This window comes from Parasaccharibacter sp. TMW 2.1888 (assembly GCF_023167265.1).
GTDB classification, from domain to species: domain Bacteria; phylum Pseudomonadota; class Alphaproteobacteria; order Acetobacterales; family Acetobacteraceae; genus Bombella; species Bombella apis.
The window spans coordinates 500,499-526,130 of the sequence record NZ_CP030979.1; the positions used below are offsets into that span (position 1 = coordinate 500,499).

The window sequence follows — 25,632 nt, forward strand, 5'->3', positions numbered from 1 at the left end:
TCATCAGAGCCCGGATTTCTGGAAGAATTCTGGACCACCATGCGGGCACAGGCCTGCGGCTGTTCCGATGCTCTGATCCAGGGGCTTTTTGCAGTGAATATCTGCAACCATGCGGATTTTGCCTCTGCCCTGACATCACTGATCAGCGCCAAGCTGACAGACCGGGCCATGTCGGAAGCCGCCCTGATGCACCTTGTCGCCTCCACGCTGGAGGCCAGTCCCGACATCGTCCGGGCTGCAGCATCAGATATCGTGGCGACCTTCCAGCGGGACCCCGCCTGCCCGGACCTTGCTACGCCGTTCCTGTTCTTCAAGGGGTTTCATGCCCTGCAATCCTACCGTATTGCCCATCATCTCTGGCTGGCTGGCCGCAGACCACTGGCCTATCACTTCCAGAGCCGTGTGAACGAGAAATTCGGTATCGACATCCACCCTGCCGCCCGCATCGGCCAGCGCATCACAATCGATCACGGCACAGGTATCGTCATCGGGGAAACCACCATCATTGAGGATGACGTCTCCCTCTTTCAGGGGGTCACGCTCGGGGGAACCGGCAAAAACAGCGGGCAGCGCCATCCTGTCATCCGGCAGGGCTGCATGATTGGCGCTGGTGCCAAAATACTGGGCCATCTGGAAATCGGTGCCCATGCCCGTGTCGGAGCCGCTTCTGTCGTGCTGGGCAATGTCCCGCCCCGTTCCACCGCCGTGGGCAACCCCGCCCGTATCGTCCGTTTTGGCGACATGGACCAGGACTTCACGAATTATCAGATATGACCGGCACGCCCCGACTTATCCCCAGTTCAGGGGACAGGTTGGGGCATCATCCTGTGTGCCGGGACGGGAAGAATGTGGATGGAATCAGGCGACTCCTGAGAAAACCGCCCTCCTCTACTGTTGATGATCTGTTCCGGCCCTCTTTTCAGCTCACCACAAAGCCGGAATACCCACCAATGAAAAAGCCGGACCGATGCATGACTGCACCGGCCCGGCTCCTTTCCCAGGATTCAGCTCCTGAAAGCCTCAGCCCTTACTGGCGGGAAAAATGGAAGCTCATCCCGTAATCATAGGTCTGACCCGGCTTCAGCTCGATGCTCGGGAAGTTCGGCATGTTCGGGCTGTTCGGGAAGAATTCAGGCTCGAAAGCCAGAGCTTCCCATTTGCCATAGGGGCGGCCAGACGGCCCCTGATAATTGCCATACAGATGGTTGCCGGAATAGAACTGCATCCCCGGCATGTTGGTGGCAACTTCCATCACACGGCCGGAACGGGGATCCGTCACACGGGCCACGACACGCTCCGTATTGCCCGGCTGGGATGGGCCGATGAGAACCATGCACTTGTCATAGCCACCCTGCGGAGCCATCTGCGGGTCTGCACTGCCCAGACCTTCACCCACCGTGCGGGGCTGACGGAAATCGAACGGTGTCCCCTCAACAGAGGCCAGCTCACCCGTCGGAATGGAGTGCTCGTCTGTCCTCAGGAAACGGTCGGCATAAATCTGCACCACTTCCGGAGCAATGCTCCCGGAACCCTCGCCATTGAGGTTCCAGTAGTTGTGCGTGGACAGGTTCACGACCGTCGGGGCCTTGGTCGTCGCATTGAACTTCAGGCTCAGCGTGTCGTTGCCGCTCAGACGATAGGTAACCTGCGTCTTCAGCTCACCCGGGAAGCCCTGATCACCATCGGGGCTGACCATCTTCAGCACAACATAGGCCCCCTGGGAGTCCACGCCCTTGCGAACGATCTTCCAGAGTTTGCGGTCAAAGCTCTCAGCACCGCCATGGAGGGTGTTCGGCCCCTCATTGACGCTCGTATGATACTTCTCACCTTCCAGAGTGAAGACACCACCGGAAATACGGTTGGCCACACGCCCCAGCACGGCACCGAAGTGCGGGTCGGAGTTATGGTTTTCGTATCCGGCAATGTTCGGAAAGCCCAGAACAACGTTCCCCAGGCGGCCATTGCGGTCCGGCACGTCCATCTCATGGATGATGGCGCCATAGGTCAGCACGACAACCTTCACCCCATGATCATTGGTCAGGGTGATTGCCTGCACCTTCTTGCCAGTGGAAAGACGACCCCAGTCCTTTGTCTGGACCGTTGGCGCTGCGGCAGCCATGCCAGACAGGGCCACACTGGCAACCAAAGCGCTGGCAGACAGAAGCCAGCTGCGACTCTTCAGAAAAGACATAAAATCTCTCGCACTCCACGAAATACAGGACCCGCCAAGACGACGGGCTGCGCTCCTCCCGGGAGGGGCCGGAACACGTCCCCTTCAGGGCTGGTGTCCATCAGAAAACCTAACGATGCAAAAATGCAATACTTCTTTTTCTTAACATGCCTGATATTCGAAAGGGGTAGGCAGCATGGAGCAAGTACCATATGCTTGAGTTCACTGGTCTTCATGACTTGCGCATGTGGAATCAGACGTATGTTACGGCCCGTTCCCGTTACAGGTACGCCGCTGCCATCTCCTGGTGGATGACGTGGCAAGCCGCATAGCCGGGCCTTGAAGAAAGAAAAAACAGGAGCGGCAGCAGCATGGCGTGCACAGGCAGCACAGAACAGCATCATCGAGGCAGACTCACTGCACTTTCCGCACTGGTCGGCTGCCTGGCCCTGCTGTCGCTCGGCGGGTGTGGTTCCTTCCACGCTAAAACGCCGACCGACCCGGACGATCTGGCGGATTACAAGGCGGTCAACGACCCTTACGAGCCTTTCAACCGCAAGATGTTCAGCCTCAACATGTGGGTCTATCACAAGGCCCTGCGGCCGGTAGGGCGGTTCTGGAAGAACAACATTCCCCAGCCCATCCGCACCTCTGTCGCCACGCTGAACGAGACATGGCGCCAACCCGCCGTCTTCTTCTCCGATGTGGGGGCAGGGCGTCCGCGGCGTGCGGGGGATTCCTTCATGCGTTTCCTGCTAAACATGACGACGGCTGGCTTCTATGACGTTGCCCAGCATCTTGGCTACAAGCAGCATGAGACAGACCCTGGCATGGTCATGGCGCTGTGGGGGGTCAAATCCGGGCCTTACATTTTCCTGCCCGGGCTTGGTCCTACCAATTTCCGTGATGCCGCAGGCTATGCCATCGGCCAGGGGCTGACACCCATCAACTACGTGCCCAGAGGGTATGGCCTCATCAGCTTCAACTGGGGCTACAACATTCTCGGCACCTTCAATACCTTTGCAGACAGTACAGACCAGCTGGACCAGCTGGAACACCAAAGTCTCGACCCTTATGCTTTCATGCGAAGTGCATGGCAGCAGCAGCGTCAGAGCCAGATCGATGCCCTCAAGGCTGATCACCGCGCCACCACCCCCGACTGGTACTGACCATTCCGTCCCCATGAGGACAGCCTTTATTGGAAGGATCCCTAAACATGATGCTCCGTCAGCTTACACGCCGCACCATTCTGGGAGCTGCCAGCCTGTTCGCTCTCATTCCCACGCTGGCCTTCGCCACTCCCTCCAGTGATGAAGCAAAGGCGTTTGTCAATGATTTTGGCGGGAAACTGGTGGCCGTCCTGAACAGCGACACTTCGCTGGACAAAAAGCGCGAAACCCTTCTGCCCCTCCTGCGGGCCAATGTGGACGTACCAGGAATCGGCCGCTACTGCCTGGGCCGCTACTGGCGGATCGCCACGCCGGAACAGCAGAAGCTTTATCTTGAGCTGTTTCAGGACGTACTGCTGAATGCTGTCACGGCCCGCGTGGGGGAATATCAGAACATTTCCGTCCGCCTGGTGGACAGTGTGCCCTCCCCGGCAGGCCAGAAGGTGACCCTTCAGATTTCCCGTCCGCATCAGCCCCCCATCCTGATGACGGCCGTCATTGATGGCGAACCGCCCAAGGTGGTGGACCTGTATGGTGAGGGTGCCAGCATGCGCCTGACACAGCGCAGCGACTACACGACCTACCTCACCCGCCATGGCGGGCAGGTGCAGACATTGATCGACGCCCTCAAGCATCAGCTGGGTCGTCACTGATCTCTCCATTCACAACGGATCAGCAACGTGGAGGGGGCCATAAGCCCCCTTTTCGCTGACTGGCCTGTTTCTCCAACCATGTCCCCGGAATGACTGACGACCTCTCCCTCTTCGATTTCACGCTCCCTCGTGACCATATCGCCACGGAACCTGCCCGCCCCCGTGACATGGCACAGCTCCTGCATGTCGTCCCACCGGCCCTTGCAGGAACTGATGATGCAACCCTCTCCCTCCATCGCATCCGCAATCTTCCCGAACTGCTGAAGGAAGGCGACCTGCTCGTCGCCAATGATACGGAAGTCATCCGGGCAAAAATGGAGGCCCGACGGGGTGACGCAAAAATCGGCATCACGCTGGACCGCATCCTGCCGGAAGGGCAGTGGCATGCCCTCGCCCGCAATGCCCGCAAGCTCCGCCCCGGTGACCGGCTCCACTTCGAGGATGATCCCGTCACGGCGGACGTCCTGACCAATGAGGGCGATGGGGCCGTGACCCTCCGCTTCTCGGTCGAAGGCGATGAGTTCGATGACTTTCTGGAACGCCGGGCCGCCCTGGCCCTGCCGCCTTACATTGCCCGCCCCAATGGTCCGACTGAAGCCGACAACAGCGACTACCGCACCATTTTCTCCCGCTTTCGTGGGGCCGTGGCAGCACCGACAGCGGGACTGCATTTCACGAAAGAACTGCTGGAGGCCCTTGCGGCCAAAGGCATACAAAAACAGACCCTCACCCTGCATGTCGGAGCCGGGACGTTCCTGCCCGTCCGCAGCACCATTGCCGAACATAAAATGCATGCGGAATGGGGCCATATTGATGAGGAAACGGCCCGTCTCATCAACGGGACCCGTGCCAATGGCGGCCGTGTCGTCGCCGTAGGCACCACCAGCCTGCGCCTGCTGGAAAGTGCGGCGGATGAACAGGGTATCGTTCATCCATGGACAGGCGAAACCTCCATCTTCATCCGGCCGGGTTACCGCTTCCGGGCGGTGGACGCCCTGCTGACCAACTTCCACCTGCCCCGCTCCACCCTTTTCATGCTGGTCTGTGCCTTTGCCGGTACGGAGACCATGCGCCATGCCTATCATCACGCCATTGCCGAAGGGCTGCGCTTCTATTCCTACGGTGATGCCTGCCTTCTGGAACGTGCCCCATGACGACCGACTCCACCCGCCCCAACCTTACCCCATCCGACCGCATGCACTGGCAGAAAGACGCCCAGTGTGGGCGGGCCCGGGCAGGCTGGCTGCATACCCGTCATGGCAGCGTACCGACACCGACCTTCATGCCGGTCGGAACCGTCGGGACCGTCAAGGGCATCACGATGGACAATGTGCGGGCCACCGGGGCGGGCATCGTGCTGGGCAACACCTATCACCTCATGCTGCGCCCCACGGCAGAGCGGGTCCAGCGTCTCGGCGGGCTGCACCGCATGATGGACTGGCCCGGCCCCATCCTGACAGATTCCGGCGGATTCCAGGTCATGTCTCTGGGGCCGCTGCGGAAGATGGATGAGGATGGCGTCACCTTCCGTTCCCACATTGATGGCAGCTCCCACCGTCTGACGCCTGAAAACTCGACGGACATCCAGTACAAACTGGATGCCACCATCACCATGGCCTTTGATGAATGTCCGGCCCTGCCCGCCACGAAGGACGTGCTGGAAGCCTCCATGGAGCGGTCCATGCGATGGGCCGCCCGCTCCCGTGAAGCCTTCATCGCCCGCCCCGGCTATGGGCAGTTCGGCATCGTGCAGGGCGGCACGGAACAGGACCTGCGGGAACGCTCCGCCCTTGCCCTGCGGGAGATCGGCTTCGAGGGCTACGCCATCGGGGGGCTTGCCGTAGGCGAAGGGCAGGAGCTGATGTTCTCCACGCTGGATTACACGACTCCCATGCTGCCCGAGGACCAGCCCCGCTATCTGATGGGCGTCGGCACGCCAGATGACCTGCTGGGTGCCGTCATGCGGGGCTGCGACATGTTCGACTGCGTCATGCCGTCCCGTGCAGGCCGTACTGCCCGGGCCTATACGGAGCGGGGCACGCTGAATCTCCGCAATGCCCGCTTCGCCGAGGACACCCGCCCCATCTCCCCCGAAGATGACAGCCCGATGGCAGGCCGGTACAGCCGGGCCTATCTGCACCACCTCTTCCGGGCCAACGAGATGCTCGGGCCGATGCTCCTGACCCTCCACAATCTCGCCTATTATCAGCGGCTCATGCGCCAGATACGGGCCGCCATCGTGGCAGGAACGCTGGAACAGACCGCCACCCAGCTCCGCCAGAACTGGGCCAGGGGCGACTGGAGCGAGGATGAATGGCCCATGCCCCGCTACCAGCAGGGCTAGGTCGTTCCTTCAGGGCACCTGTCCTTCATAGCTCCCCCAATGGGTGGCCAGCTCCCGCACGATTGGGCTGGCCACCTGATAGGCCGCACTGGTGGAGGCATAAAGGCCCGGCAGGCTTTCCTCATGCGCTGCATTGGCCAGCATGGTGGCCGGTGCCACGCCGTTGGGCGGCATGTCGAAATTGCTGGTCGTCCGCAGGATGAGGAGGCGCCGGTCATCCACACGTCCTGCTCTGGCCTGCAACGCCAGTGCCTGACAGAGGCCAATGTCCTCCTCTGCCGTCGTGACCATCTCGCCCTGATGGTCCGTCCAGTAAGCGACCCAGCGTTCCGCCCACCGGTTCATGAGTGCTCCAAGCCAGTATGTCTCACCGGAGATCGTATCACCCATCATCACATGCGGCGGCTTCAGTGCCTCGGGGAAACCCTGATAGGCCCGGCGATGGGCCTGAAGTTTTTCATTGTCCGGCAGAGCGATATGGCGTGTCCTTTCATAAGCCCAGCGCACAAGGGAAGGTCGCAACGTATAGGCCATGTCCCCAGCGATGGAATGGAGCGGTGGCCGTGGCTGCTCATCCGGTACATGGCCCTGCAACGGCGTAAAACCATCCGGCCAATCGGACGGAATTTCACGTGAATCAATCAGATGGGCTGCCCCGCCATTCACGACATGCAGCGCCCAGGCGGCAGACCCGATGCTGCCCTTATTGGGATTCACACCGGCAATCCCTGCCAGAACGAAATAGGCATGGCGGAGGTCAAACCGGGGGTCCAGCGCCAGAGCGGTAATGGCCGCTGCCATATGGCCCGGTCCCTCACCACTGACCAGCCCAAGCACATGGTCTTTCGCATTATAGCGAAGGACACCGTGCTCCGTCCCCGGTGCAGGCAGTGTTTGTTCCAGCGGGTACTGTTCTACCCAGTGCTGGAACTCTCCCGGCATGTCGCCACTATCCTGCCCCAGCTCGAAGGTTGTCACCACCACGACGTGTACCTCCAGCGGGACAGCCTGTGCCGGACGGGCAGACCCCGCCCCCGCTGCCACCAGCCCGACCAGAAGACCAAGACCATACATCCAGCCCGCCTTCACTGCCTGTCTCATCACATGCCTTTCCTTCCCATCGTTCTCTCCGGCCTGTCTCAGGGCACGGACCGCAGCAGGGGATTCTTCATCACATCCTGCCCGAAAGCCTGAAAACGGGCCTCCAGCTGCCATTGCAGCCGTGCCTTCATATTGTCCTTCAGAAACCGTTCACAGGCTGGAGCGGCGCTTCCACCCGGCACCATGCCCGAACAGGCCGACACAGCCTGCCCCAGATGATGCCCGGCCCAGAGGCTCTGCCCCGGCATGAACCCATATTCCAGCCCCGTACGGGACAGCTGGACAAGTGTCGGATAATCCAAATGGTAGGCCAATACGGCCCGCATGTATTCCTGCGTCAGATCGCTACGGGACACACCTTCATCATCTGTCGAGAGCGCCACGGGCACACCGGCCTGCCTGTAAAGCGAAAAAGGATGCCGCCCATCCCGGATACCCAGAATCTCATCATTGCTGGTCAGATTGATCTCCACCAGAATGGAGCGCCGTGCCATCTCTTCCAGCAGAGAAGCCGGGTCATGCTCCCACAGAACATCCACACCATGGCCGATCCGCTTGGCCCCCGCCACGTCAATCGCCGCCCGGATATGATGGTCCAGATCGCCCAGCGGCACGAGAGACGGTGTCACCTCCCCCGCATGAAGGCTCAGATTCGTCCCCGGATACAGCCGGTTCAGAGTACGGAACATCTGCATGTGCAGGTCATAGTCCCGCAGGGCCACCGGATCATCTTCCGGCGCCACGATGTTGACGCCGACCAGCCGGGTATCCTGGCGGGCACTCTCATACGCCGCCACGAGCTGTACCCAGACAAACGGTGCCGGAAATGTCCGCAGGGCGGAATACTGATAGCGCACCGTCACCCCACACCCTGCGGAAGCCTGCGCTGTGCCGCACTTCATGATGGTTCGGGCACGGGCCTCCATCTCATCAATGGCCACATGGGACAGGGCTGCCATCCGCCCCAGGGCGGGCTTCAGAGCCTCATAAGCCCGACTGAAATCAGCTTCCGTCCTCAAGGGAGGCAGGGCAGCAGCCTTCATCATCTCCCCCAATGCATCAAAGGTAATGGGAGCGATCTGCAATTCCAGATACTGCACATTGTCACGGGCAGCCCGCTCGGCAGCCTCGGCCAGCATGTCCCCCTGATGCCTTGGCTCCACCACCATGAACCGCAGAAAGGTCGCAAAGAAATGATCATGGCCGGAGCGGTCATGTTCCGTAGGAATGAAATTGCGCATGGACAACGCATTGACCATCTCATTCCAGCCGGTTTCATTCCCTAGCAGACCATCTGCCGGAACCTGCCCCTCCCCCGGCTTTGGGCAATGACTGGCCAGAATGGTCCGCTCCTTCAGCGAAACGCAGAGGCCATCCCCCGCTGCCCATTTGAGGAAACTCTCGGCATAGACCGCCCCGGAAAGATGGTTATGCAGGTCCGCTCCCTTGGGGAAGGCCCTAAGGAACAGCTCCAGCCGGACAGGGTCGGTCTTCACCCTTTCGAACAGGGTCGCCACGGAAGGCGGGGCCGCCACCGGGTCAGCAGACACCCGACCTGTCTGGCCAGCAAGAAAGACAAAAAGGGCAAAAACAGCAGGACAAAAGAATCTCATGCCTCATGATGGCGGCCTGCGCCGGAGCTGACAAGAAAATCCCTTTCCACACACAATGCCAGCTGCCACACTTCCCCCATGCACGCTCCTCCTCCACCCCCACCACAGTTGCAGAAGCGCAGCCTCAGCCTGTACGGGCACAGAACCTCCATCGCTCTGGAAGCCGAATTCTGGCAGGTTCTGGAGACCATGGCCCGTGCCGAACAGCTTGCCCTGGCAGCCTTCATCGCCCGGCTGGACAGGCATCGCCCCCCGGAACAGACGCTGGCCTCCCTGCTTCGCCTCACGGCACTACGCTTTGCCCTGAACCAGGCCCCGTCAGCCCCCGTGTGACCCGTCTTGGAAAGACCGCATATTCCTGTTCCGCCCTCCCCTGTCCCCGTGATAGAGTTTACAACCATGTGAACAGGGAGGGCATCGATGGCTTTCTGGGGGAAAATGTTTGGTGGTATTGCCGGTTTTGCCGCCGGGGGGCCGGTCGGCGGTCTTCTCGGGGCCATTCTGGGCCATATGAGCGATACGGACAGACTGTTGACCCCGCTCTCCGGCACATGGGGCGACCGTTTCCCCGCACGGGGGCAGCCCGACCCGCATAATGCTGCCTTCTTCACCGCCGCAAAACTCTCTGCCCTGCTGGGAAAGACGGATCAGCTCTACGGCCTTGGTGTCGTCACGCTCTCCGCCAAGCTGGCCAAAATCGATGGCCCCGTGAACCGGGCCGAGATTGAAGCCTTCAAGACGGCCTTCCGGTTCCCTGAAGACAACCAGAAAGAGGTTGGCCTGCTTTTTGATCGGGCCCGGAACCGGACGGACGATTTCGAACTTTATGCCCGTGAGCTGGGGCGTGCCTTTGCCGACAAGCCGGAGCCGCTGGAAACACTGCTCAGCGTCCTCTTCCGCATTGCCAGGGCAGACCTGCCTGCCGGGGCCCCGCTGCATCCGGCAGAAATGGACTATCTCCGCCGGACGCACAAAGCCTTCCGCCTTTCAGAACGGGCCTGGGAGCGGGCCGAGGACGGCCAGCCCCGGGCTGCCTCCACATCATCAACGGCAGAGTGCTATCGTGTGCTGGGCATCAGTGCAACGGCAACGGATGGCGAAGTCCGGACACGCTGGCGTGTGCTGATCCGTGAACATCACCCGGACCGTCTTGCCCAGCGCCCCATGAGCGATGCTCAACGGAAAGCAGCACAGGAGCGTGTGGCCCGCATCAATGCCGCATGGGACCAAATAAAGCGGGACCGCGGCCTGTAAGGCGGGTCTGCCCCATCACGGCTGTAGTTGCTGTCCCCCCAATGGCACAGCCACCCAGCGCAGCCCCTCACCATCCTGCACCAACAGAAGAATATCCGTCCGCTTCAGCTCACGGGCACGGTCCAGCGCAGCCTGCAGGGCCTCCGGTGTATTGACCTCCTGCTGCCCGACCTGAAGCACCAGATTCCCTTCCGTCAACCCACGGCTGGCAGCGGGGCTACCCTCATAGACACGCATCACCAGCACACCCCTCTGGCTGTCAGTCAGGCCATACTGCGTCCGGGCCGCTTCATCGACCACGCCCAGCTTCACCCCCAGTTCTTTCAGGGTCTTTACCGGATGTTCCGGCGGGTGCGTGTCGGAAGGAAGGGGATCCTTCTCATCGGGGTTGCGCCCCAGGGTCAGATCCAGCGTCTGATAGCTGCCACGCCGCCAAAAGGTGAAATGCACCGTCTCTCCCGGTTGATACCCCGCCACGAGCCGGGGCAGGGTCTGGCCTGTCACCGGCTGACCATTCAGGGCTGTCAGAATGTCCCCAACCTGCAAACCTGCCTTCCGGGCCGGCCCATCCTTGCTGACCTCGGCAACGATGGCCCCCGTTCCCCGTTCTTTTCCGGGCACATCCGCTTTCCAGAAATCAAGGTCTTCTGCCATGTTGCGGGTGACATCCTGATAGCGCACACCCAACCAGCCACGCCGGACATGGCCTGTCTGCCGCAACTGGTTGATGATGCCTCGGGCATCATCCGAAGGAATGGCAAAGCCGATGCCGATGGAATCCCCACCAGACCCGCCATAAATCAACGTATTGATCCCGATGACCTCACCCTTCAGATTGAAGAGCGGGCCACCTGAATTACCGTGATTGATGGCTGCGTCCGTCTGGATGAAGTCGTCATACAAACCGTGATCGACATTCCGCTTGCGGGACGAAATGATGCCAGCTGTCACCGTGCCACTCAGACCGAACGGATTACCGATGGCCAGCACCCAGTCTCCGATGCGGGCATCGTCACTATGCCCCAGCGGGACGGACGGCAGGGGCCGGTCTGCCTTCACCTGAAGGACGGCAAGGTCCTCCTTGCTGTCCCGCCCGACAATCCGTGCCGGATATTCCGTCCCATCCGACAGGGTCACGCTCACCTGCTGGGCATTGTCAATGACGTGATTGTTCGTCACCACCACGCCAGAAGGATCGATGATGAAGCCGGACCCCAGCGCCTGTACCTGACGGGCAGGGTGCCCATCGGCATGACGGCGGTGGAGATAATCATGGAAAAACTTCTCGAGCGGTGACCCTGGCGGGAAAGGTGATGATTGCGGCCCGGACGGTGTACTGCCATCCGGCCCATCCGGCTGCTGTTCATCAGGGTGGATCACGCTGGAGACGGAAATATTCACCACAGCAGGCAGGAGCCGCTCCACCAGTGCCGCAAAACCGGGCATCATGGCCGCCTCATGCGCAGCACGGGTTGTCACGCTCCCCCCCTGCGGCAGCTCTTCCCCCGGCAGGGTCGGCATCGGCACATCATCCTGCGCCCAGGCTCCACCGGACTGGCCAAGAATACCAGAAAGCACGAAACAGGACAGCCAGCGGGCCACCCTCATGCGGGAGGAAGACAGAAGAGAAGAAGACATGAATCGGCTCATGCTGTAGAATCTACTCCACGGCGGACCGGACGTCATCCTTCCAGCCTGCAAGTTTGTGTTTTTTTGCCTCATGAGGGGCGTTGCATGAGAGGTCCTGCCCCATGACAGCCACCGACATCTCTTCCCTGAAAGACCTCATCTCCGACTTTCTCACAGCAGAAGAGCCTGCACATCAGACCAGCATAGAAGCCCTGACACTGGAAGATGGCCATCTCCACCTCATTCTGCGGACAACAGCTAAAGGGGCGGCGTTCCTCCAGGACGCTCAGACGACACTGGAGGACAGGCTCAGGCAGCACCCCGCTGTCAGCAGTCTGACCCTGTCCCTCACAGCTCATCGCCCGGCAGGCCCCGCCCCCCGCAAGGCCGGTGCAGAAAGCGGGCACCGGCCTCTGGCCCTCGGAAAGCGACCCACAGGCCGCTCCGCCCCCCCGGAAGCCTGCTTGCCCGATGTGCGGGCCGTCATTGCCGTGGCGTCCGGCAAGGGAGGCGTGGGGAAGTCCACCACAGCCGTCAATCTGGCATGCAGCCTGGCCCGGCTGGACCTTCGGACCGGCCTGCTGGATGCTGACATTTACGGCCCCTCTCTTCCCCACATGCTGGGTGAAACCCAGAAACCTGTTGTCGAGAATGGCAGGCTGCGCCCACTGGAACGCTGGGGCATGGAGACGATGTCCATCGGCTATCTGGTTGACAAGGAACAGGCCATGATCTGGCGTGGTCCCATGGTCATGGGCGCCCTGACCCAGCTCATGAGTGATGTGTCCTGGGGGGCGCTGGATGTACTGGTGGTCGATCTGCCACCCGGCACCGGAGATGCCCAGCTGACCCTGACCCGCAAGCTTTCGGACAAGCTGAAGGCCGGTGGGGCCGTCATCGTCTCCACCCCGCAGGACATTGCCCTGCTTGATGCCCGCCGGGGTGTCACGCTGTTTGAGAAGACCGAAACGCCCGTGCTGGGGCTGATCGAGAACATGTCCTATTTCTGCTGCCCGCACTGTCAGGAACGGACTGACCTCTTCGGCCATGGTGGGGCCCGCAAGGAAGCAGAGGCCCTCAACATTCCTTTCCTTGGGGAAATTCCCCTGCTGCGGGATATAAGATGCAGTGCTGATGAAGGGACCCCTCTTGTCCTGCGTGACCCGGATCATCCTGCATCACAGGCTTACAGAGCCATTGCCCGCACCCTGAAGGATAGACTGTTTCCCTCTTCGTGCTGACCGGCGATCCTGCCCACCTCTTTGACCAACCCACGGAAGCCCATGCCGACTTTCTGCCATCCCCGTTTCTTCCTCCTGACAGGCCTTGTGCTCTCCCTGCTCAGCATGGGGGGCTGTAACAGACCCAACCAGGCCATCGGCCATCGTGGCCTTTCTTCTGATGGCTATGGCTTTGTACAGGATGGCCCTGTCCTTGCGCCCCCAACCCATCTCATGCAGCACCAGAAGCCCGCCACCACGGGCCGCTGACCTGCCCGGCTGTTTCCTGGCCGGGATTTTTTCCCCACTCCCCTGATTTTCCACTTGATTTCTGGAGGGAAAAATGAGATGTACGGCCCCGTTGCCGGATTAGCACAGTGGTAGTGCAGCGGTTTTGTAAACCGAAGGCCGGGAGTTCGAATCTCTCATCCGGCACCACGATTTTCCCTGAAAATAGGCCGTTCCCCAGTGCTTCATGCCTGACGCATGTAGTATGTAAGACGCTGCTTTCCGTCCCCTACCCGACACGAAACCGGGCCCCCCGCGACGCACAGGCAGACGCCCCGTCGGCATAATCATGCCAGAGGAGGCGGAAGCGTCCTGCTGCACCTACCTTTCTCCCTCCCATCAGAATGAAGTAAAAGCAGCACAACATTATCCATCCCCACATCAAAGGCATCCCCTACTCCATGAAAAGCACCCTGCCCGGCTTCGTCACACTGTCCCGCCTGTTCGACATGTTTGAAGGAGCGGCCATGCTGGTCCTGTCCATCTGCATCACGCTGGTGGCCTGCCTGGGGCTGCTGCATGTCGTGGTGGCAGTGGCAAAGCTCATCATCCATGCCGGCCTCAGCCCCACGGAGCCTGCCATATTGCAGGAAGTCTTCGGGCTGTTCTTCACCGTCCTGATCGCCTTGGAATTCCGTCACTCCATCCTCGTTCTTCCCGGTTCGGAATCACAGGGAATGATCCGCATGAGGTCCGTCCTGCTCATCGGCATGATGGCAGCCGTACGCAAGTTCATCGTGCTGGACCTGAATGGCGTGAATGTCCGTGAACTTCTGGCGCTTTCAGCCGCTGTTCTGTCACTCTCCGCCGCTTACTGGCTCGTCCGTGGCAAAGCCATGACCCGCACGGACCCTACGCCTCAGCCTTCTCCATCCAACCAGTAAGCCCATAAAAAAACCCCTTTCCGGCCTGTGGCTGGAAAGGGGCCCGAGCCTCCTGCTTCCCCTTTGCATCGGGAAGCAGGAAGCGTCATCAGAAGAGCTGGATGTGGGACTTGAAGCCCAGCATGGCGGCATCCTTCAGGACACGCTGCATCCCCGGATGGAAGTAATACTGGAAATCCGGCGCAAAGGTCACACCCCGCATGACATGGATGCGGTAGGTGGCCTCCAGCGTGCTGCCCCAGCGCTGCACACCATAAGACCCCCACAGGAGCGGCGCCCCGCCACTCGCATAATAGGCGGTCGCCCCCTCCGGAGCCATCCCATGATCCACCTGGAACCGCTGCGCAGCACGGGTATAGCTGCTGGAACCGGTATAGGAGAAGGAAACACCCACCGTATCCAGCGGGCGGGCTGGCCAGAAGCCCGTATCCACAAGACCGAATGCATACATCTTGCCACGCATGGCTGTGGCTGGCTTGTTCCAGTATGCATCAAAGAAGGCCACCAGTCCCCCTTCTGGCGTGTCCTGTGTCTTGTTCTTCATGATCATCTGGTCCGCGAGGAACCACATGCTCCAGTTGAAATTGCGACGGATACCCGTACCGGGAACCTCATCGCCCACCCCCTGACAGGTCGGGCAGTTGGGAATGGTCATCCGGGTCCGCCATGCATTGCGCCGATTGGGAGGACTATACACACCAAGATAATGGTCGGACGTATCCGGGGAGAACCCAAATTTGTAGTGACCCGGCAGCTGCTGTTTACCAAACTCAGGCTCCCAGCCAACCTCGATCGGGGTCACGACCCCGCTGATGGTCCCGCCATTGAACTTGAACCCGCTGCGATTCTGCTGCACGCCATAAATACCGCGCTCGGGGAAATAGACACCGACCTGGATGTAGGTACTGTCTGTAGGACGGCCACGAATACGGGCCCCCCAGCTTGACCCCGGATAGGATGACCGTGTGTACGTATCCGTAACGGCCTTGGGGTTTCCGCAGAAAGCGTTGTTCATGAAGTTACAGTAGATCGGGCTGATGGCGAAGTCCGAATCCATGGACATGCGGCCTGCTGCGATGTTCAGCCGTCCACCCCAGAGAGTCTCTTCCCCGTAGAAATAGACGAGATGGAACGCCACGTTACCACCACCACCATAGATTTCCTGGCTGGGGTTCACATTGTCGCCAAACATCCTGCTGGCTGGAATACCGTAACGGCCTACGCCAATGACATGGGTCTGGAACCCGGGGATCCCGGCCAGCTTGTACCAGTCAATGTCATTCTCGAAACCATACTGCCCCGTATTGGAGGACCCCTGCCTCAACCCCAGCCCTTTCCTCGGAGAGGTGATGGCACCAGAAAATTCGTTGGTGTTGTCCAGCAGGACGACCACACCACGGTCCCGCAGCCACTCATTCCAACGCATTTTCTGGAAGAGTGCTTCTGGCCGGGGCAGCGGCGGCCCATCATTATTGGTCGGATCCCCTTCATGCAAAGGAATGTTCACGCGCTCGAGCAGCTCACGCCCGTTCTCACCGAACACACCGAATTCTTCCGTCGGATAATTGGAATATGGCCGACGCCGCAACCCCATGTCATGGATATAATGGGCCGCCGTCTTCTCGGCATCCACTACCTTCGGTTTCTGCACCACGGATACCTGCTGGACAGGTTTTCCGTCCCGTGTAAGGATGACCTGTCGCTCTGGTGCTTTCTCTGTCTGCTTTACGACGGCAGGCGTCTGCATGGCATGAGACAGGGCACCCTGGGCCGAATAGAGCAGAGGCTGACCTACCCGGCTGCCATCAGCGGCCATCGAAGGCGAAGCCCCAAAAGACATTGCCGCCACGGATGGCAGCAGAACAGAGCAGGCCCCCACACGGGACCTGTTTAAAAAAATACGCAGAATAGTCAGCATGGAAAACGCTGCCATATTCCCACTTCTCCCCAACAACTGGCCCGATTGCACAAAACACACCGCAAAAGTGGCCCCGTCACTTCTTATAGGGAAAATCTGACGAAAAAAAGTAGCTCATACAGCCTGCTTGCTCTGAAAGAAATCAAGTGACCTGCTGAGCACATCACGGCACACCCGCTCGGGACAGCCGGCTGTCTTGAGGATATGTTCCTCCGGACAGAAGGCAAGCATGCGCGCCACCCTGCCCATCATGCCAGGGTACAGCCCCATATAGGCCTCCACCAGACATTTCTTTGGCAGAACCGCCGTACTGCTACAGGCCGGGGCTGAAGGGCCAAGCTTCAGCAGTGCCAGATTTTCCATGACGATGCCACAGATGGCCAGACGCATCTTCTGCAACGCCCGGGCTGACAGGACGTCCATTCCGTACAGCCACGTCACCAGAACATTGACCCAGACACCCAGGGAAAGCGCTTTGACATCCAGCTTCGTCAGCTCATAAAAGCCGCTGCTGGTCTGACCGGGCAAGGTATCCACAAACCATGAAGCAAGGTCAAAACAGGCTGCCAGCCGCCCGATGTTCAACGCTTCTCCTATGGAACAACGCTGGAACATGCTGGCAGGGATGAAAGAAATGACAATCTCATCCACCTCCCGCACCAAGGGAGGGTGATGACGCAGGATCGAATCATAGACACTGTCATTGCCGCTGCCATCTCCCTGGCCGACAAGACACCGTTTCTCCTGCCCCAGTCCGCCCGTGCCGGGAAATGGCCATTGCCCCTCGAGAAGGACAGGGAGCATCTGTACACCCATCCCTACAAGCCCTGCGGATTCATGATACCCGGCCAGAAAACGTCTGGCCGGCCCCGCAACGTGGCCATGCGGCTGAAAAACGGCACCCCGGGCGGTTTCGGCAATGACGCCAATAAGATTCGCCCCCTGTTCCCTCCCTGCCATCAGCTCTCTCCAGATGCTCCGATGCGGCCAGCCACAGCTTGCGGTACCACACCGGATAACCTTGCCCTACTTGGCACATAGAACATAGGTCAGGGTCAGAACAAGGTAAAATTGCCCCTGTCTTCTTTCAGGTCCGCCGTCTGGCCATACCGCAGCATATCCCTTATCTGCGAAAGCTTTACACCCGCCAGAACGGTACCCATCCCATAACGGGGATTGCCGATCTCCGGAGCCGCCTGTTCCACCTGCTCCAGCACGGTACGGACGGCTTCAACCTCCTGTGTCAGGGCATCAAGACTCTGGAGCCGTTCCATCTGCCCGGCATCCAGCTCTCCCGTGCCGACATAATCTGAAACGACATCCTGAACATCCGAGAGCCGACCACAGACATCATCCAGAATGGCCCCCAGCCTCTTCATCAGCACCGAGGCCCTTATGCTGTCTGCCTCCCCGACAGGCTGGGTTCCTGTATCTTTGGGCATCATCTTTCTCTCTCCATACCGGCCTCTCCCATCATCACGACCGGTCGCCGGTCAGCACAGGTTCTGAAGAACTTTTCCTGTCGTTGGCCAGAAACGGATACGCCGCACCTGGTTGCCACCAAAACTGTAAGACACACAGCGGATCTCCTCCCGCCGGAAATAATCCAGAAGAAAACCGACATTCTCCTGACCAATGTCACTGGCAATGGACAGCACGGCCGCTCCACCAAACGCCTTGCACTGGAAACGCTCCCGCACGCCCCCTGCCTTCATGAGCCCGGTTTCCAGCCCTTTCATGGCGTTTACCCCGTACAGATAGGCAGCTGCATCCATGCTCCCCATGCAGTCCTCTCCGGGCAGAAGGAAATGGTTCATACCCCCTACCCCTGCCTGAAGATCATACATGCAGACTGAAATGCACGACCCCAGCAACGTGCCGAACACCACGCCGGGGTCATCCGAAATGGCGATTTCGCCCTGGATAACAGTCGTGATCTTCAGCAGGTCCGTCACCTGATAGGCCCGAAAACTTTCTCCAGGGTTTCCTTCAGCTTGGCGACCGTATAGGGCTTGGCCAGAAAATTGTTGACCCCCGCCGCAACGGCCTTCTGCACCAGCCCGGCATTTGCCTCACCTGTCAGAATGATGAACGCCAGTTTGGCTGTCTTCGGGTTGGAGCGCACGGCCTCCAGCAGGGCCAGCCCATCCATGCCCGGCATGTTGAAATCTGAAATCACGAGATGGATGGGGTTGGCCTCCAGATATTCCAGAGCCTCCTTCCCATCCTTACGCTGCACGACCCCTTTGAAGCCGAGCGCCGCCATGTGGCTGGCCAGAACCTGCCGGATGGAGGCCTGATCATCTACAATTAAAGCGCGAATCTGAGATGCGGACGGCATTTATGAACCTTTCTGCCTTCTGATAATCACTCTTTGTCAGGATGGCCTGACATCAGGAACGCCACGCCAGGCGTTCATCTTTCCTAGTGCAGGCCCATGGCCAGGCCGGGAATGTCCATCAGGGAGCCAACCTTTTCCACAGCTCCCAGCTCGGCAGCGACACGAGGCATACCATAGACGACCGAGGAGGCCCTGTCCTGCCCTATGGTCCGTGCCCCGGCCCGCCGCATGGCCAGCAACCCTTCTGCACCATCCTGCCCCATGCCTGTCAGGATGATCCCCAGTGAGGTCCTGCCTGCCGTCTGGGCAATGGAATGGAAGAGCCTGTCCACCGATGGCCGATGACCACCAACAGGCTCCCCAGACCGCAACCTTGTGAAAAGCCGTGGGGCATGTCCCTCCAGCACGAGATGGGCCTCCCCACCGGGAGCAATACGGACCATGCCGGGAGCCAGCATCTCCCCATCCTGCGCCTCGGCAACGGAAAGCTGCGGGATCAGGCTATCCAGACGGGCAGCAAAACTGGACGTATAAAGCGAAGGCATATGCTGGCATATGACGATGGGCGGACTCTTGGCCGGGAAGTCTTTTATCACCTCTTCAACAGCTTCCACCCCACCGGTGGAAGAGCCAATCCCCACCACATCGAACGGTGTCCGCCACGACGCCGTACCGCTGCCTGCGACAGGCTCTGTCCGTACAGGCCGGGGGCCCGGGGTCGCCTGCCGGTGGCCGGGCTGATAGCGGGCGGCTTCCAGCACGATCTGCCCCAACCCGGCAAAGGCTTCCCCGGCCCCGCCCTGCTTGGGAAAACATTCAAAAGCTCCCATCTGGAGAGCCGTGATGGCCGTATTGGCCCCCCGTGTGGTCATGCTGGACACCATCACCACCGGGATCGGCCGCAGCCGCATGATCTTTTCCAGAAACTGGAGCCCGTTCATGCCCGGCATCTCGATATCCAGCGTGATGACATCAGGCTGGTCGGCGATGATGAGGTCCCGTGCCTCGATGGGGTTCGATGCCATGCCAATGACATCAATCTCGGGATATTTGAGAAAAGAGCGCCTTATCAGCTCTCTGGCGGTTCTTGAATCATCCACTACAAGAACCTTGACCCGTTCTTTCATGGCCTCAACCCTTTTTCATGTAGATTGTCGGCGCCACAGCCTCGAGATGGCACTCCCTGATGCAGTCCACCCGCTCGGAATGACCCACATAGAGAAATCCGCCCGGCACCAGCCGTTCGGCAAGCCGCTTCCACAAGGCATTGCGGGTTTCGTCATCGAAATAGATCACGACATTCCGGCAGAAAATGACATCAAACTGACCTTTGAAAGGCCAGTCCCGATTCAGGTTGAGCTGCCGGAACGTGACAAGGCGCCGTATCTCCCGTGCCATGCTGAACTGCGCCATCTCCACGGGTTCCATGTAAGCATCCCGCCAGCGCTGCGGCACACTCTGCACCTCCTCACCGGGGTACTGACCAATGCGCCCTGTCTCCACCACTGCGTGGTTGATGTCCGTTGCCAGAATCTTGAGATCCATCCGCAAGGCATCCGGCAGCTCCGCCATGATGGACATGGCCATGCTCCATGGCTCCTGCCCTGTCGAACAGGCTGCCGACCAGAAACGCCCCCGCCCTCCGGCACGCAGTTTCTGCCCCAGCTGGGGCAGGACATGCGTCTCCAGATGTTCAAAATGACTTTTCTCCCGGAAGAACTGCGTCACATTGGTTGTCAGAACACAGATGAGCTCCTTCAGCTCCTCCTGCCCCTCCCTCATGCTGACGTAATCCAGATAATCACGGAAGGACGCCCGCCCGGTAGCACGGATGCGCCGGGACACACGGGAAAACACGAGACTGCGCTTGGAGATGGGCAGACTGATTCCTGCTTCCTGCCGGGCGATCTCCTGCACACGCCGGAAATCAGCCTCCGAGTAGGAGAAACCGCCCTGTGGCTCCATGTTTATCATCGGCCTGCCCTCATCCTGCGGCCGTACCGACGGCCCCATCTCCCAGCAGGCGGGTCAGAACAGTATCCAGCCGCAGGATGCGGATGACACGCTCCCCAATGCTGACAAGACCACTCAGCTCAGCTGCACCACCATCAACGGAAATGGGCTGTATCTCATCCAGGGCAATCTCCGTAATGCCGATCACACTGTCCACAAGCAGCCCGCATGTAGCACGGTTCTGGCCATCCTCAATGATGATGACCACACGCCGCTCATTGTCGGCCTCCGGCACGGCCCCCAGATAGTTGGCAAGATTGACGACCGTTACGATATTGCCGCGGATATTGATGGCCCCTTCCACATAGGCAGGGCAATGCGGCAGGTAGGTCGGGTCTTCGAACTCCCTGATTTCCTTGATGCTCAGGATGGGAATGCAGTATCGCTGGTCCCCCACGGTGAAGATGATCATCTGCTCCCGTCCCCCGGAGGGAAGGGCCGAAGCCCCGTTCACCTGTCCGTCTGTCTGTTTCTTTTCTTCCAGAGACATAAGATCCATGACTTTCTTTCCTGACCTGCCTGTTATGCTGCCCGCTCTGCGATGGCTTCCAGCGCGCGGGTATCAACACGTTTCGTTGCGGAAACAATCAGTGTTGAAACATCAAGAATGAGAGACACGCTGCCATCCCCAAGAATGGTTGCAGCCGAAACACCCTTGATCTGGCGGTAATTCTTCTCGATGCTTTTGATGACAACCTGAGCCTGGTCGCGGACACCATCCACCACCAGCGCTGCCCGGGCACCAGCCTCGTTCTCCACGACAAGGACAATCAGCTGCCCCTCTTCCCCGGCGCGACCCATGTGATGGGTCTCTTCCTGCACACTCTCAACCTCCGGGAGGGTCAGCTCGTCTCCCAGATAGATCAGCGGGATGCAGCGCCCCCGCACGGAAACGACATGACTGCCATCCGGAATGGTGTACACATCATCCTTCAGCTGCACCGTGACAAGTTCCACAACGGATGATACCGGCACAACCATGGTGGACCCACGGCACTCGATGAGCATCCCATCCAGCACGGCGAGGGTCAGCGGCAGGCTGAGGGTGAAGAGTGTCCCCTTGCCCTGCGTGCTCTTGATGTTCACACGCCCACCAAGATTCTGGATGGCCTGCTTGACCACATCCATCCCGACACCCCGCCCCGAAAGGTCGGATACGGTTTCAGCGGTGGAAAAGCCCGGAGCGAAGATCAGCTCGTTGATCTCATTTTCCCCGAGCGATGCCCCGGAGGGGACAATCCCCCGTTTGATGGCTGTCTGAAGGACACGCTGGGTATTGATCCCACCGCCATCATCCCTGATCTCGATGAGAATGCGCCCGGAACGGTGACGGGCGGAGAGCCATATCGTACCCTGAGCCGGTTTCCCTGCCGCAAGACGGGCCTGCGGGGTCTCAATCCCGTGGTCCACCGCATTGCGCAGCATATGGGTCAGCGGATCCGTCAGGTTTTCGATAAGGGTCCGGTCAACCTCTGTCTCCTCCCCTTCCAGCACGAGCGCCACATCCTTGTCCGCCAGGCTGCTGGCCTCCCGCACTACACGCTGCATCCGCTGGAACACGTTGCGGACAGGCTGTGCACGGATCGCCATGACGGCTTCCTGAATATCCCGTGTCAGTGTCTTGATGACAGCCAGCCGCTTGAGCAGTTCCGGGTCATACAAGGCTCCCTCCCGTGTCAGGGCTGATTCAAGAGAGGCCTGGCCAATGACCATCTCCCCGACCATGTCCATCAACATGCCGATCCGCCCGATATCAACACGGATGGAAGCGTTCTGCTCCCGCTTGCGCCCCGATTTTGCCGGAGCAGCAGGAGCGGCGGCCTGTGCCTCACTTTCCACGGTCTCGGCAGGCACGGGAACCGCCGGAGCCATCTCCTGGACAGCCGGACTTTCCACAGCATCCGCCTCGACCGTATCGTCAGTCTGCTCCTCACGGGCAATCTGAAAATCGCAGACATCACCAACCCAGTCGAAGACGGCCTGGATATCATCCTCGGCCGTGCCGCCCGGGGGTTCCGGCAGACGGACCGTCCAGCCCAGGCAAGCCTCCTCAGGCACCAGCTCTGACAGCACGGGCAGGTCCTGCGTGTTGCAGGTTACATCCATGGCCCCGGCATCTTCGGCCGGCAGCAGCTCCTTCAGGCCCAGCAGAAGATTCCGGGCGTCATCGCCACGGCTGTACAGTTCAGCCTGTGGCCGGAAGGTCACGACCAGCTTCGGCCGGGAAGATTCACCGCCCTCTTCGGCTGGCTCATCAAAATCGAAGCCACCCAGATCTACCGTCACGGGGGTAAAATCTTCCGGAACAGGGGTTTCCCCCACGTCAGAAGCAGCGGGGGCATCCCCCCTTGACCGATGATCGCCTCCAGCTTGCGGACAGTCTCGTCTATCCGCCCGCCATCAACCTCATCCCCGGCCTGTTTCGCCTCGGCCACCAGATCACTGAGAAGGTCCATCGCCAGAAAGAACGTCTTGATGATGGCCGGGTCCGGCTCCACCTGACCGGACCGCAGACCATCCAACGCACTTTCATAGACATGGGCAAAGCGGACGAGACGGTCCAGACCGAAGGACGCCGCTCCACCCTTGATGGAATGTACCGCCCGGAAAATGGCATTGATGGTTTCCTGACTGGACTCCTCCGCAGAAAGTTCACCCAGCCCGCTTTCCAGCTCGGGGAGCAGCTCATCACATTCCTCAAAGAATATCTTGAGAATATCATCCATGACGTCGCCCATATCCACGCTCCCTTACGCTGTAACTCGCCGGATGGCCCATACGAGCTTCTCGGCATTGAAGGGCTTGGCTATCCACCCCGTAGCCCCGAGGGATCTGGCCCGGTTCTTCTTCTCCTCATCCGTTTCGGTCGTCAGGCAGATGATGGGAATACTGGAGAAAGCCTCCAGTTTCCGCACCGCCTCGATGAACTGGAAACCGTCCATCCGGGGCATGTTGATGTCCGTGATGATGGCCTGCGGCATGGGGTCCGCCTGCTGCAGCACCTCCAGCCCTTCAACACCATCACCCCCCTGGATGACATCATAACCGGCCTCACTGAGGGCCTTGCGCAGGACACCCTGCATGGTGCGGGAGTCATCAACCGTCAGGACTCTCACCTTCGGTTCATCCGTCATGGCGGCTCTCCTTCTCATCCATCGATTCCAGAAGCTGCTGCTGGACACCAAACAGCGTGAAGGCTTCCGCTGCCTTGTCAGAACACGGGCCAACTTTCAGCCCGCTGGCCAGAAGGAGCTGAAGGCACAGCCCCCCGACATAATCGACCCCGGAAGCATCCAGCAGTGGCGTCGTCCCGTCTGCCGCTCCGATCTCCTCCAGCAGAAGAGCCTTCAGCCCTGCCGCCGCACCGGTATCCAGACGCTGCGGCAGAGAAATGAGGGGGATTCCCTCCTGTACTGCCGCCGCCATCAGAAATGATCCCAGCCTGCTTCATCATCAGAGTGGGTCGGCAATATCTTGCCATCCTGCTGGATCTCACCACGCTGGCTGCTCAGCATTGGCGTGCTGCTCTTCGGCTGTGTCTGGGCAGCTGTCTCATTGGGAAGGGCCGGACGCTCATGAGAAAGCTTCAGGCTCTGGCTGGAACCAATGGTGAAAGTTGCCAGTGTCTGACGCAGCTTGACGGTCTGAGTGGTCAGGTTATGGCTGGCTGCCGTGGATTCTTCGACCATCGCCGCATTCTGCTGGGTCATGCCATCCATGCTGCTCACAGCATCGGAGACTTCTGCCAGGCTGCGGGCCTGTTCCTCAGTCGCCTTGGAGACAACCTCCACCCGATCCGCCAGGGCTTCCGTCCCTTCTTCCACATCCTTGAGCAGACCGCTGGTCCGGGCCACAAGGCGGACACCCTCCTGCACATGGGCTGTGGCGGTTTCCAGCACGTCACGGATCATGTCAGCCGCCTTGGCGGACTGCTCTGCCAGGGACTGGACCTCCTTGGCGACCACGGCAAAACCACGTCCGGCTTCACCGGCACGGGCCGCCTCCACACTGGCATTGAGTGCCAGCACGTTGGTCTTGAACGCAATGTCACTGACAGAGCGTGTGATCTGCACGATATCATCAGACGAGGTCTTGATGGAGTTCATCGCCACGCTGGTCTGTTCCATCCCGTTAGAGGCCGTCTTGACCTTTTCCAGCGTTGCCTTGGTCTCGCTGCTGGCATGGGAACAGTTGCTGGCCGTGACCTTGAAGCCGGAAGCGATCGATTTGACAGAAGCCGTTACCTGGCCAAGGCTTGCGGCCTGACGCTCCGTACGCTTTGCCAGATCATCTGATGCCGTGGAGATTTCACTGGCCCCGTTGGCGATCATGTTGGAGCTTTCCGCCACGACGGACAAAGCGCCGCCAAGGCCTGTCAGGGATTCATTGAAAGCCTCCCGCACGGGACCGAATTCACCATCAAACAGGGCACTGGTAATGCGGATGGACAGATTGCCCTGTGCCAGAAGCTGCATGACACGGTTCAGCTCTTCCACGACGGCATGTGTGCGGGCCTCACGCTCCTTGAGCTTTTCCGTCGTTTCCAGCGCCTTGTTCACAGCCTCGCTGTGCGCCTTTTCTGCTGCCTTCTGCTCCTGGAGGCTCAGGGCGAAAGAGGCCAGCATCCGGCCAACGCGTCCAACACAGTTTGTCCTGTTCTCATACAGGCTGAGATCAGGACTTTCACCACGGCTCAGGCCCATACCCATTGCCGTCAGCTTTTCAATGGGTTCGGTCAGGGCCTTGGTAAGGAAAAACCATACGGTCCAGACAAGCACCATCCCAAAGAGAAGTGTTGCCATATTGATGATGGAAACACGGCTGAAGATGCCACTCTGAACATAACCGACACCCTCCACGAGAAGCTGCACGGCGAGATAGAGCTCGATGGCCAGCATTGCCACCCGTACCTGCACGCGGAACGGGGCTGACTTATACAACCAGTTGAACATGAAAACGTCCCATCCCTCTAGAAATTTCATTCCTTCCGTCAACATGACCAAAGGCTTGGCTGATGACAGAGACTCAAGACATG

General features: G+C 59.9%; 27 protein-coding genes and 1 tRNA gene. 11 read left to right on the top strand and 17 right to left on the bottom strand.

All coding sequences use genetic code 11. The annotated features are described in order from the left end of the window. Positions 1–39: 39 nt before the first annotated feature. Positions 40–774 (top strand): serine O-acetyltransferase, encoded by a 735-nt coding sequence (gene cysE, locus DTQ13_RS02285; RefSeq protein WP_227449693.1) that lies wholly within the window; start codon positions 40–42, stop codon positions 772–774. 253 nt (positions 775–1,027) lie between these two features. On the opposite strand, the gene DTQ13_RS02290 is transcribed toward cysE, so the two are convergent. Beyond that, a complete protein-coding gene (locus tag DTQ13_RS02290; RefSeq protein ID WP_086431281.1) occupies positions 1,028–2,191 on the bottom strand; it encodes an aldose epimerase family protein in 1,164 nt (387 codons plus the stop codon). 350 nt (positions 2,192–2,541) lie between these two features. Between DTQ13_RS02290 and DTQ13_RS02295 the strand changes: the two genes are divergently transcribed. The 4 genes from DTQ13_RS02295 to tgt all read left to right on the top strand — a co-directional run bounded on the left by DTQ13_RS02295 (position 2,542) and on the right by tgt (position 6,336). Further along, complete coding sequence (locus DTQ13_RS02295; protein ID WP_248461019.1) at positions 2,542–3,339, top strand: VacJ family lipoprotein; 798 nt, start codon at positions 2,542–2,544, stop codon at positions 3,337–3,339. Positions 3,340–3,386: 47 nt separating this feature from the next. Next, positions 3,387–3,992 carry a phospholipid-binding protein MlaC gene (locus DTQ13_RS02300; RefSeq protein ID WP_232086371.1) on the top strand — a complete coding sequence of 202 codons (606 nt, stop codon included), beginning with the start codon at positions 3,387–3,389 and terminating at the stop codon, positions 3,990–3,992. An 89-nt stretch (positions 3,993–4,081) separates the two neighbouring features. Continuing rightward, positions 4,082–5,146: a tRNA preQ1(34) S-adenosylmethionine ribosyltransferase-isomerase QueA gene (gene queA / locus DTQ13_RS02305; protein WP_192848428.1), complete on the top strand. Its 1,065-nt coding sequence runs from the start codon at positions 4,082–4,084 to the stop codon at positions 5,144–5,146. 41 nt (positions 5,147–5,187) lie between these two features. Then, positions 5,188–6,336 (top strand): tRNA guanosine(34) transglycosylase Tgt, encoded by a 1,149-nt coding sequence (gene tgt / locus DTQ13_RS02310; RefSeq protein ID WP_248461213.1) that lies wholly within the window; start codon positions 5,188–5,190, stop codon positions 6,334–6,336. 9 nt (positions 6,337–6,345) lie between these two features. On the opposite strand, the gene DTQ13_RS02315 is transcribed toward tgt, so the two are convergent. Next, positions 6,346–7,437: a purine nucleoside permease gene (locus DTQ13_RS02315; protein WP_248461020.1), complete on the bottom strand. Its 1,092-nt coding sequence runs from the start codon at positions 7,435–7,437 to the stop codon at positions 6,346–6,348. Between the two features lie 38 nt (positions 7,438–7,475). Continuing rightward, positions 7,476–9,050, bottom strand: coding sequence for an adenosine deaminase (locus DTQ13_RS02320; protein WP_248461021.1), 1,575 nt, complete (start codon positions 9,048–9,050; stop codon positions 7,476–7,478). A gap of 78 nt (positions 9,051–9,128) precedes the next feature. Between DTQ13_RS02320 and DTQ13_RS02325 the strand changes: the two genes are divergently transcribed. Continuing rightward, positions 9,129–9,383 carry a ribbon-helix-helix domain-containing protein gene (locus tag DTQ13_RS02325; protein ID WP_043558252.1) on the top strand — a complete coding sequence of 85 codons (255 nt, stop codon included), beginning with the start codon at positions 9,129–9,131 and terminating at the stop codon, positions 9,381–9,383. Between the two features lie 87 nt (positions 9,384–9,470). Then, positions 9,471–10,304, top strand: coding sequence for a TerB family tellurite resistance protein (locus DTQ13_RS02330; RefSeq protein ID WP_043558249.1), 834 nt, complete (start codon positions 9,471–9,473; stop codon positions 10,302–10,304). Between the two features lie 15 nt (positions 10,305–10,319). On the opposite strand, the gene DTQ13_RS02335 is transcribed toward DTQ13_RS02330, so the two are convergent. Then, a complete protein-coding gene (locus tag DTQ13_RS02335) occupies positions 10,320–11,942 on the bottom strand; it encodes a Do family serine endopeptidase (protein ID WP_248461022.1) in 1,623 nt (540 codons plus the stop codon). A 113-nt stretch (positions 11,943–12,055) separates the two neighbouring features. Here DTQ13_RS02335 and DTQ13_RS02340 point away from each other — a divergent pair, with 113 nt between their 5' ends. The 4 genes from DTQ13_RS02340 (at position 12,056) to DTQ13_RS02355 (ending at position 14,325) form a co-directional block, all read left to right on the top strand. Beyond that, the gene (locus DTQ13_RS02340) at positions 12,056–13,174 is read left to right on the top strand and encodes an Mrp/NBP35 family ATP-binding protein (RefSeq protein WP_086431284.1); all 1,119 of its coding nucleotides are present in this window, start codon (positions 12,056–12,058) and stop codon (positions 13,172–13,174) included. Positions 13,175–13,216: 42 nt separating this feature from the next. After that, entirely contained in the window at positions 13,217–13,423 is a 207-nt protein-coding gene (locus DTQ13_RS02345) for a hypothetical protein (protein WP_248461023.1), read from the top strand. A 93-nt stretch (positions 13,424–13,516) separates the two neighbouring features. Then, positions 13,517–13,591: transfer RNA gene (locus tag DTQ13_RS02350), tRNA-Thr, on the top strand. A gap of 251 nt (positions 13,592–13,842) precedes the next feature. Beyond that, positions 13,843–14,325, top strand: coding sequence for a phosphate-starvation-inducible PsiE family protein (locus tag DTQ13_RS02355; protein ID WP_248461024.1), 483 nt, complete (start codon positions 13,843–13,845; stop codon positions 14,323–14,325). A gap of 88 nt (positions 14,326–14,413) precedes the next feature. Here the strand turns inward: DTQ13_RS02355 and DTQ13_RS02360 are convergent, their stop codons facing one another. The 13 genes from DTQ13_RS02360 to DTQ13_RS02420 all read right to left on the bottom strand — a co-directional run bounded on the left by DTQ13_RS02360 (position 14,414) and on the right by DTQ13_RS02420 (position 25,549). Then, positions 14,414–16,258 (bottom strand): carbohydrate porin, encoded by a 1,845-nt coding sequence (locus DTQ13_RS02360; protein ID WP_248461025.1) that lies wholly within the window; start codon positions 16,256–16,258, stop codon positions 14,414–14,416. 99 nt (positions 16,259–16,357) lie between these two features. Further along, on the bottom strand, positions 16,358–17,203 hold the full coding sequence (locus DTQ13_RS02365; protein ID WP_043558241.1) for a hypothetical protein: 846 nt from the start codon (positions 17,201–17,203) through the stop codon (positions 16,358–16,360). Between the two features lie 95 nt (positions 17,204–17,298). Beyond that, positions 17,299–17,688 (bottom strand): hypothetical protein, encoded by a 390-nt coding sequence (locus DTQ13_RS02370; RefSeq protein ID WP_043558238.1) that lies wholly within the window; start codon positions 17,686–17,688, stop codon positions 17,299–17,301. A gap of 48 nt (positions 17,689–17,736) precedes the next feature. Next, entirely contained in the window at positions 17,737–18,198 is a 462-nt protein-coding gene (locus DTQ13_RS02375) for a chemotaxis protein CheD (protein ID WP_043558235.1), read from the bottom strand. Beyond that, positions 18,195–18,584, bottom strand: coding sequence for a response regulator (locus DTQ13_RS02380; protein ID WP_043558231.1), 390 nt, complete (start codon positions 18,582–18,584; stop codon positions 18,195–18,197). Before DTQ13_RS02380 ends, DTQ13_RS02375 begins: the two co-directional genes overlap by 4 nt. Positions 18,585–18,667: 83 nt before the next feature. After that, positions 18,668–19,711, bottom strand: a complete 1,044-nt coding sequence (locus DTQ13_RS02385; protein WP_043558228.1) for a chemotaxis response regulator protein-glutamate methylesterase — start codon at positions 19,709–19,711, stop codon at positions 18,668–18,670. Between the two features lie 4 nt (positions 19,712–19,715). Continuing rightward, the gene (locus DTQ13_RS02390) at positions 19,716–20,558 is read right to left on the bottom strand and encodes a protein-glutamate O-methyltransferase CheR (RefSeq protein ID WP_103765237.1); all 843 of its coding nucleotides are present in this window, start codon (positions 20,556–20,558) and stop codon (positions 19,716–19,718) included. A 10-nt stretch (positions 20,559–20,568) separates the two neighbouring features. Then, on the bottom strand, positions 20,569–21,096 hold the full coding sequence (locus DTQ13_RS02395; protein ID WP_227431512.1) for a chemotaxis protein CheW: 528 nt from the start codon (positions 21,094–21,096) through the stop codon (positions 20,569–20,571). A 23-nt stretch (positions 21,097–21,119) separates the two neighbouring features. Next, positions 21,120–22,883 (bottom strand): chemotaxis protein CheA, encoded by a 1,764-nt coding sequence (locus tag DTQ13_RS02400; RefSeq protein WP_248461026.1) that lies wholly within the window; start codon positions 22,881–22,883, stop codon positions 21,120–21,122. After that, the gene (locus DTQ13_RS02405; RefSeq protein ID WP_248461027.1) at positions 22,880–23,335 is read right to left on the bottom strand and encodes an Hpt domain-containing protein; all 456 of its coding nucleotides are present in this window, start codon (positions 23,333–23,335) and stop codon (positions 22,880–22,882) included. The genes DTQ13_RS02400 and DTQ13_RS02405 overlap by 4 nt, the downstream gene beginning before the upstream one ends. 12 nt (positions 23,336–23,347) lie before the next feature. Further along, complete coding sequence (locus DTQ13_RS02410; protein WP_043558224.1) at positions 23,348–23,731, bottom strand: response regulator; 384 nt, start codon at positions 23,729–23,731, stop codon at positions 23,348–23,350. Next, on the bottom strand, positions 23,721–24,023 hold the full coding sequence (locus DTQ13_RS02415) for a hypothetical protein (RefSeq protein ID WP_086431288.1): 303 nt from the start codon (positions 24,021–24,023) through the stop codon (positions 23,721–23,723). The genes DTQ13_RS02410 and DTQ13_RS02415 overlap by 11 nt, the downstream gene beginning before the upstream one ends. After that, positions 24,023–25,549: a methyl-accepting chemotaxis protein gene (locus tag DTQ13_RS02420; RefSeq protein WP_043558218.1), complete on the bottom strand. Its 1,527-nt coding sequence runs from the start codon at positions 25,547–25,549 to the stop codon at positions 24,023–24,025. Before DTQ13_RS02420 ends, DTQ13_RS02415 begins: the two co-directional genes overlap by 1 nt. Positions 25,550–25,632: the final 83 nt, after the last annotated feature.

Coding starts and splice junctions, on each gene's coding strand:
- cysE (WP_227449693.1), top strand. CDS start 40: ATGCGGGCACAGGCCTGCGGCTGTTCCGATGCTCTGATCCAGGGGCTT.
- DTQ13_RS02290 (WP_086431281.1), bottom strand. CDS start 2,191: ATGTCTTTTCTGAAGAGTCGCAGCTGGCTTCTGTCTGCCAGCGCTTTG.
- DTQ13_RS02295 (WP_248461019.1), top strand. CDS start 2,542: ATGGCGTGCACAGGCAGCACAGAACAGCATCATCGAGGCAGACTCACT.
- DTQ13_RS02300 (WP_232086371.1), top strand. CDS start 3,387: ATGATGCTCCGTCAGCTTACACGCCGCACCATTCTGGGAGCTGCCAGC.
- queA (WP_192848428.1), top strand. CDS start 4,082: ATGACTGACGACCTCTCCCTCTTCGATTTCACGCTCCCTCGTGACCAT.
- tgt (WP_248461213.1), top strand. CDS start 5,188: ATGCACTGGCAGAAAGACGCCCAGTGTGGGCGGGCCCGGGCAGGCTGG.
- DTQ13_RS02315 (WP_248461020.1), bottom strand. CDS start 7,437: ATGAGACAGGCAGTGAAGGCGGGCTGGATGTATGGTCTTGGTCTTCTG.
- DTQ13_RS02320 (WP_248461021.1), bottom strand. CDS start 9,050: ATGAGATTCTTTTGTCCTGCTGTTTTTGCCCTTTTTGTCTTTCTTGCT.
- DTQ13_RS02325 (WP_043558252.1), top strand. CDS start 9,129: ATGCACGCTCCTCCTCCACCCCCACCACAGTTGCAGAAGCGCAGCCTC.
- DTQ13_RS02330 (WP_043558249.1), top strand. CDS start 9,471: ATGGCTTTCTGGGGGAAAATGTTTGGTGGTATTGCCGGTTTTGCCGCC.
- DTQ13_RS02335 (WP_248461022.1), bottom strand. CDS start 11,942: ATGTCTTCTTCTCTTCTGTCTTCCTCCCGCATGAGGGTGGCCCGCTGG.
- DTQ13_RS02340 (WP_086431284.1), top strand. CDS start 12,056: ATGACAGCCACCGACATCTCTTCCCTGAAAGACCTCATCTCCGACTTT.
- DTQ13_RS02345 (WP_248461023.1), top strand. CDS start 13,217: ATGCCGACTTTCTGCCATCCCCGTTTCTTCCTCCTGACAGGCCTTGTG.
- DTQ13_RS02355 (WP_248461024.1), top strand. CDS start 13,843: ATGAAAAGCACCCTGCCCGGCTTCGTCACACTGTCCCGCCTGTTCGAC.
- DTQ13_RS02360 (WP_248461025.1), bottom strand. CDS start 16,258: ATGGCAGCGTTTTCCATGCTGACTATTCTGCGTATTTTTTTAAACAGG.
- DTQ13_RS02365 (WP_043558241.1), bottom strand. CDS start 17,203: ATGGCAGGGAGGGAACAGGGGGCGAATCTTATTGGCGTCATTGCCGAA.
- DTQ13_RS02370 (WP_043558238.1), bottom strand. CDS start 17,688: ATGATGCCCAAAGATACAGGAACCCAGCCTGTCGGGGAGGCAGACAGC.
- DTQ13_RS02380 (WP_043558231.1), bottom strand. CDS start 18,584: ATGCCGTCCGCATCTCAGATTCGCGCTTTAATTGTAGATGATCAGGCC.
- DTQ13_RS02385 (WP_043558228.1), bottom strand. CDS start 19,711: ATGAAAGAACGGGTCAAGGTTCTTGTAGTGGATGATTCAAGAACCGCC.
- DTQ13_RS02390 (WP_103765237.1), bottom strand. CDS start 20,558: ATGATAAACATGGAGCCACAGGGCGGTTTCTCCTACTCGGAGGCTGAT.
- DTQ13_RS02395 (WP_227431512.1), bottom strand. CDS start 21,096: ATGGATCTTATGTCTCTGGAAGAAAAGAAACAGACAGACGGACAGGTG.
- DTQ13_RS02405 (WP_248461027.1), bottom strand. CDS start 23,335: ATGGGCGACGTCATGGATGATATTCTCAAGATATTCTTTGAGGAATGT.
- DTQ13_RS02410 (WP_043558224.1), bottom strand. CDS start 23,731: ATGACGGATGAACCGAAGGTGAGAGTCCTGACGGTTGATGACTCCCGC.
- DTQ13_RS02415 (WP_086431288.1), bottom strand. CDS start 24,023: ATGGCGGCGGCAGTACAGGAGGGAATCCCCCTCATTTCTCTGCCGCAG.
- DTQ13_RS02420 (WP_043558218.1), bottom strand. CDS start 25,549: ATGTTCAACTGGTTGTATAAGTCAGCCCCGTTCCGCGTGCAGGTACGG.